The sequence below is a fragment of the Streptomyces sp. NPDC054841 genome (assembly GCF_053611045.1).
This window is the reverse complement of record NZ_JBSGZO010000550.1, coordinates 1-5,210: the sequence shown is the minus strand read 5'-3', so window position 1 is coordinate 5,210 and position 5,210 is coordinate 1. Positions and strand designations below refer to the sequence as shown.

5 protein-coding genes and 1 pseudogene are annotated in these 5,210 nt (G+C 71.3%); 5 read left to right on the top strand and 1 reads right to left on the bottom strand.

Annotation, left to right across the window (positions count from 1 at the left end):
- The first annotated feature begins 133 nt into the window (after positions 1-133).
- Together ACWGI8_RS38910 and ACWGI8_RS38905 are read left to right on the top strand one after the other, a co-directional pair.
- The gene (locus tag ACWGI8_RS38910) at positions 134-1,372 is read left to right on the top strand and encodes a serine hydrolase domain-containing protein (protein WP_453668167.1); all 1,239 of its coding nucleotides are present in this window, start codon (positions 134-136) and stop codon (positions 1,370-1,372) included.
- A gap of 189 nt (positions 1,373-1,561) precedes the next feature.
- Positions 1,562-2,380, top strand: a complete 819-nt coding sequence (locus ACWGI8_RS38905; protein ID WP_453668166.1) for an alpha/beta fold hydrolase — start codon at positions 1,562-1,564, stop codon at positions 2,378-2,380.
- A 49-nt stretch (positions 2,381-2,429) separates the two neighbouring features.
- On the opposite strand, the gene ACWGI8_RS38900 is transcribed toward ACWGI8_RS38905, so the two are convergent.
- Positions 2,430-3,071, bottom strand: coding sequence for a TIGR03085 family metal-binding protein (locus ACWGI8_RS38900; protein ID WP_453668165.1), 642 nt, complete (start codon positions 3,069-3,071; stop codon positions 2,430-2,432).
- 84 nt (positions 3,072-3,155) lie between these two features.
- On the opposite strand from ACWGI8_RS38900, the gene hisI reads away from it, so the two are divergent.
- From hisI to ACWGI8_RS38885, 3 genes and pseudogenes are all read left to right on the top strand, one after another.
- Positions 3,156-3,524 (top strand): phosphoribosyl-AMP cyclohydrolase, encoded by a 369-nt coding sequence (gene hisI, locus ACWGI8_RS38895; protein WP_453668164.1) that lies wholly within the window; start codon positions 3,156-3,158, stop codon positions 3,522-3,524.
- 11 nt (positions 3,525-3,535) lie between these two features.
- Positions 3,536-5,053 (top strand): anthranilate synthase component I, encoded by a 1,518-nt coding sequence (locus ACWGI8_RS38890; RefSeq protein WP_453668163.1) that lies wholly within the window; start codon positions 3,536-3,538, stop codon positions 5,051-5,053.
- Between the two features lie 8 nt (positions 5,054-5,061).
- Positions 5,062-5,210, top strand: a pseudogene (locus tag ACWGI8_RS38885) (TIGR02234 family membrane protein); the annotation flags it as partial.

Below are 5,210 nucleotides of genomic sequence, written 5' to 3'. Positions count from 1 at the left end.
GTAGGGGGGGGGGGGGGGGGGCCTTCGCGTGTGGTTGGGGCGCGGCGGCCCCCGTGGGGGCCGGGCCCGGTTTGGGTGGACGCGAGCCCGGTCCCGCGAGGCGCTCCACGGCGATCGCGCGCATAGTGCGGGTATGAGAGCCACCAGGTCGGCGGTGTTGCTCGCCGTCGCGACACTCATCGCCGCGAGCACCCAGGTGACGGCCGCCGCCGCGGCCGCCCCGGGCGGGAACGACGGCTCCTGCGTCAGCTCCCCGCCGCCCAGGGGCGGACCGGCCCGCGAGGTCCTGCGCATCGCCCAGCAGGCCAAGAGCGAACTGAAGCTCAACTCGGTGGTGCTGCGTGTCTCCAAGGGCGGCAAGGAAGTCTTCACGACCGCTCTGGGCGAGTCGATGACAGGCGTACCGGCCCGACCGGACATGCACTTCCGCGCCGGCTCGGTGGCGATCGTCTACATGGGCGCGGTCCTGCTGCAGCTGGCCGACGAGAAGAAGGTCGGCCTCGACGACCCCGTCTCCCGATGGCTGCCCGATGCGCCGCACGCCGACCGGATCACCCTGCGCATGCTCGGCGACTCCACCTCGGGGCTCCATGACTACGTCACCGACCCGAAGTTCATCGCCGCGGTGGAGGCGGCGCCCTTCCGCCAGTGGACGCCCGAGGAGCTGGTGGGCTACTCGGCCGCCCACCCCCTCTGGTACGAGCCGGGCAAGAGCTGGAACTACTCCCACGCCAACTTCGTGCTCCTGGGCGCCGCCCTGGAGAAGATCACCGGAACCCCGCTCGACGTGCTGCTGAAACAGCGCGTCATGGATCCCCTGGGACTGCGCGACACCCGTAACAGCTTCACCCCCGAGATCCCGCAGCCCGTGCTGCACGCCTTCACCTCGGAACGGGGGCGCTACGAGGAATCCACCTTCTGGAACCCCTCGTGGACCACCGCCCCCGGCGCGGTCCTGACCACGCACATCTGCGACCTGGCCCGCTCGGCGGAGGCCATCGGCTCGGGCGAGCTGCTCTCCGAGGCCGGGTTCAAGACGCAGCTCGACCCCGGCACGGTCGGACTCGGCGGCGGCACGAAGACCTGCCCCGCGACGGTCTGCCTCGCCAACACCGCGGCCACGCACTTCGGCCTCGGCGTGCTCGTGATCAACGACTGGATCATGACGAACCCGTCGTTCTCCGGATACGCCGCCGTCCAGGCCTATCTGCCCGCCGAAGAGCTGGCCATCGCGGTCGCCACGACCAAGGGCGCGAAATCCCCGGAGGGCAACACGGCGGAGACCATCACGAACCGGATCGCCGCGGCTCTCGCCCCCGGCCACCCGACCCCATCGGTCCCGGCGGCCACGCCGGCCTCCCCGAGTGCCTGACAACGCTCGTGATCAATACACCTGGGGCCTGTCGTTCGGATCAGGCCGGATCCGTGCCGCACGTCTCGTGTGGCCTACAGCACGGCCGGGAGGGGCTTGACGCTCATTGACTCGGAAGTAACCATTCCGCTTACCGTTCGGCATTGTCGAACCATGATCGGCACGCCGCCAGGGAAAGGTTCCACTTCCATGCGTCTGAGATTCCCCCGCCGGATTCTGGCCGCCGTCACCACCGCGGCGGCCCTCGCCTTCGTCGGCACCGCCGCTCCGGCCCATGCCGAGGTGACCGATCTCCCGCCGGCCGGCGCCAACGACTGGTCCTGCAAGCCCGACTCGGCGCACCCTCAGCCCGTGGTCCTGGTCAACGGCACCTTCAAGACCATGGCCGAGAACTGGGCCACGCTCTCGCCGCAGCTCGCGCAGGCGGGCTACTGCGTGTTCGCCTTCAACTACGGCACTGCCGCCACCGAGCCGATCGCCGACTCGGCGGCCGAGCTCCGCGACTTCGTCGGTGCCGTACTCGGTGCCACCGGAGCCGGCAAGGTCGATCTCGTCGGCCACAGCCAGGGCGGCATGATGCCCCGCTACTACGTCAAGTTCCTCGGTGGCGCGACCAAGGTGGACGACCTGGTCGGCATCGTGCCGTCCAACCACGGCACCTCGAACCCGCTGGCCGTCGCCGCCGGGGCCACCGTCTGCCCTTCGTGCGTCGACCAGACCGCCGGCTCCGAACTCCTCCAGGAGCTCAACGCCGTCCCCGAAGCCCCGGCCGGTCCCCACTACACGCAGATCGCCACGAGGTACGACGAGGTCGTGCTCCCGTACACGAGCTCATTCCTGACGGGACGTGCCACCCAGGTGACCAACGTTCTGCTCCAGGACACGTGCCCGCTCTCCGTGACCGAGCACGACCAGGCCCCCAAGGACCGGATCGTCGCGCAGTGGGTGACCAACGCCCTCGGGCGCAAGGGTCCCGCCGACCCGGGCTTCCAGCCGGACTGCGTGTGACCGGAGCCGGCGGCACGGCCGGCTCCCTGAGCTCCCCTGAGGGCCGCCCTCAGGTCCCACCCATCCCCAGCTGGGCCCTTCCCACCCGGTCGATCGCTTCCTTGTCACCCTCCAGCTCCACCTTGGCCGCGTCCTGCCGGCCGAAGGCGAACATCGTCAGCTCACCCGGCTCCCCGGTCACCGTCACGACCGGGGTGCCGCGGTGCGCGACCGCCGTCTGCCCGTCCGGGCGGCGCAGGACCACACCCACCGGCGCCTTGCGGCCCAGCACCCTGGCCGACTTCTCCAGCCTGGACCAGAGCGAGTCGGCGAAGACCGGGTCCAGCTCCCGGGGCGTCCAGTCCGGCTGCGCCCGGCGCACATCCTCGGCGTGCACATAGAACTCGACCGTGTTCGCCCCCTCGTCCACCGGTTTGATCGCGTACGGCGACAACTTCGGCGGGCCGGTACGGATCAGCTGGATCAGCTCCTCGTACGGCTTCGCCGCGAACTCTGCCTGTACCCGGTCGAGCCGGCTCTTCAGAAGACTCAGCAGAATTCCCGCGGCCGCGTCCGGGCGGCGCTCACGCACCACCACATGGGCCGCCAGATCCCGGGTGGTCCAGCCCTCGCACAGGGTCGGAGCATCGGGGCCCGCCGCCTCCAGAAGATCGGCGAGCAGAAGTCGTTCACGCTTCGCATGGGTCGACATGCCGGTCAGCCTACGACCGCCGCGCCGCGTCCGCCCAGTGGACGCAGCGCCGTTCCCGTCCCGCGAGCGCGGCACAATGACCTCATGACAGGCACGCCCAGCACGCCCAGCGCACTCGACCCCGCCATCGCCGCCCGCCTCAAGCGCGGCGCCGACGGCCTGGTCCCGGCCATCGCCCAGCAGTACGACACCGGCGAGGTCCTGATGCTCGGCTGGATGGACGACGAGGCGCTGCACCGCACCCTCACCACCGGCCGCGCCACCTACTGGTCCCGCAGCCGCCAGGAGTACTGGGTCAAGGGCGATACCTCGGGCCATGTCCAGCACGTCAAGTCGGTCGCCCTCGACTGCGACGCCGACACCGTCCTCGTCCAGGTCGACCAGATCGGCGCCGCCTGCCACACCGGCGCCCGCACCTGCTTCGACGCCGACGTGCTCAGCCCGGGCCAGTAGGGTCGGACGCCATGGACCTCGAGACCTTCCGCAAGCTGGCGGCCGACCGCCGCGTCATCCCCGTCAGCCGCCGGCTCCTCGCGGACGGCGACACCCCGGTCGGCCTCTACCGCAAGCTCGCGGCGGAGCGGCCCGGCACCTTCCTCCTCGAATCCGCCGAGAACGGCCGCTCCTGGTCCCGCTACTCCTTCGTCGGCGTACGGTCGGCCGCCACCCTCACCGTCCGCGACGGACAGGCCCACTGGCTCGGCACCCCGCCCGTCGGCGTCCCCACGGACGGCGACCCGCTCAAGGCGCTGCGCGCCACCGTCGAGGCGCTGCACACCCCACATGACCTCGCCTCCGGCATGCCGCCCTTCACCGGCGGCATGGTCGGCTACCTCGGCTACGACACCGTCCGCCGGCTGGAGAAGATCGGCGAGCACGGCACCGACGACCTGAAGCTGCCCGAGCTGACCATGCTGCTCACCTCGGACCTCGCCGTCCTCGACCACTGGGACGGGTCCGTCCTGCTGATCGCCAACGCGATCAACCACAACGACCTCGACACCGGCGTCGACGAGGCGTACGCGGACGCGGTGGCCCGTCTCGACGCCATGGAGGCCGATCTGGCCCGGCCCGTCGACTACCAGCCGCACGCCCTGCCGCCGTCCGAGCTGCCCCCGTACACCGGGCCCATGTGGAGCGGCGAGCAGTTCCAGGGGGCCGTCGAGGACATCAAGGAGCGCATCCGCGCGGGCGAGGCCTTCCAGGTCGTGCCCTCCCAGCGCTTCCAGACCCCGTGCGCGGCGAGCGCGCTCGACGTCTACCGGGTGCTGCGGGCCACCAACCCGAGCCCGTACATGTACCTGCTGCGCTTCCCCCACGAGGACGGCGGCTTCGACGTCGTCGGCTCCAGCCCCGAGGCGCTGGTCAAGGTCGAGGACGGGCGCGCCATGGTGCACCCGATCGCCGGCACCCGCCCGCGCGGCGCCACCCCGCAGGAGGACAACGACCTCGCCGAGGAGCTGCTGGCGGACCCCAAGGAGCGCGCCGAGCACCTCATGCTCGTCGACCTCGGCCGCAACGACCTGGGCCGGGTCTGCGAGCCCGGCTCGGTCGAGGTGGTCGACTTCATGTCGATCGAGCGGTACTCGCACGTCATGCACATCGTCTCGACCGTGACCGGCACGGTCGCCGAGGGCCGTACCGCCTTCGACGTACTGACCGCGTGCTTCCCCGCGGGGACGCTGTCCGGGGCTCCCAAGCCCCGCGCCATGCAGATCATCGAGGAGCTGGAGCCCTCGCGGCGCGGACTGTACGGCGGCTGCGTCGGCTATCTCGACTTCGCCGGCGACTCCGACACCGCGATCGCCATCCGTACCGCCCTGCTGCGCGACGGCACCGCGTACGTGCAGGCCGGCGCGGGCATCGTCGCCGACTCCGACCCGGTCGCCGAGGACACCGAATGCCGCAACAAGGCGGCCGCGGTGCTGCGCGCCGTGCACACGGCCAACCGGCTGAACGGCAACGGAACACGTAAGGGATAGTGGGGTACGTGAGCGCTGCATCCGTACCCCAGCCCAGTACCGAGACCGCACCCTCCGCCGCGGCTGCCGGCAGCGGCCGGCGCAGCCTCGCCGCGGCCCTGTTCCTCGGCGCCGTCGGCGCCGCCGTGGTGCTGCTCGCCTCAGGGCAGACCTGGGC

Excerpts from the sequence above, each read along its gene's own strand:
- ACWGI8_RS38910 (WP_453668167.1), top strand. The coding sequence starts at position 134 with ATGAGAGCCACCAGGTCGGCGGTGTTGCTCGCCGTCGCGACACTCATC.
- ACWGI8_RS38905 (WP_453668166.1), top strand. The coding sequence starts at position 1,562 with ATGCGTCTGAGATTCCCCCGCCGGATTCTGGCCGCCGTCACCACCGCG.
- hisI (WP_453668164.1), top strand. The coding sequence starts at position 3,156 with ATGACAGGCACGCCCAGCACGCCCAGCGCACTCGACCCCGCCATCGCC.
- ACWGI8_RS38900 (WP_453668165.1), bottom strand. The coding sequence starts at position 3,071 with ATGTCGACCCATGCGAAGCGTGAACGACTTCTGCTCGCCGATCTTCTG.
- ACWGI8_RS38890 (WP_453668163.1), top strand. The coding sequence starts at position 3,536 with ATGGACCTCGAGACCTTCCGCAAGCTGGCGGCCGACCGCCGCGTCATC.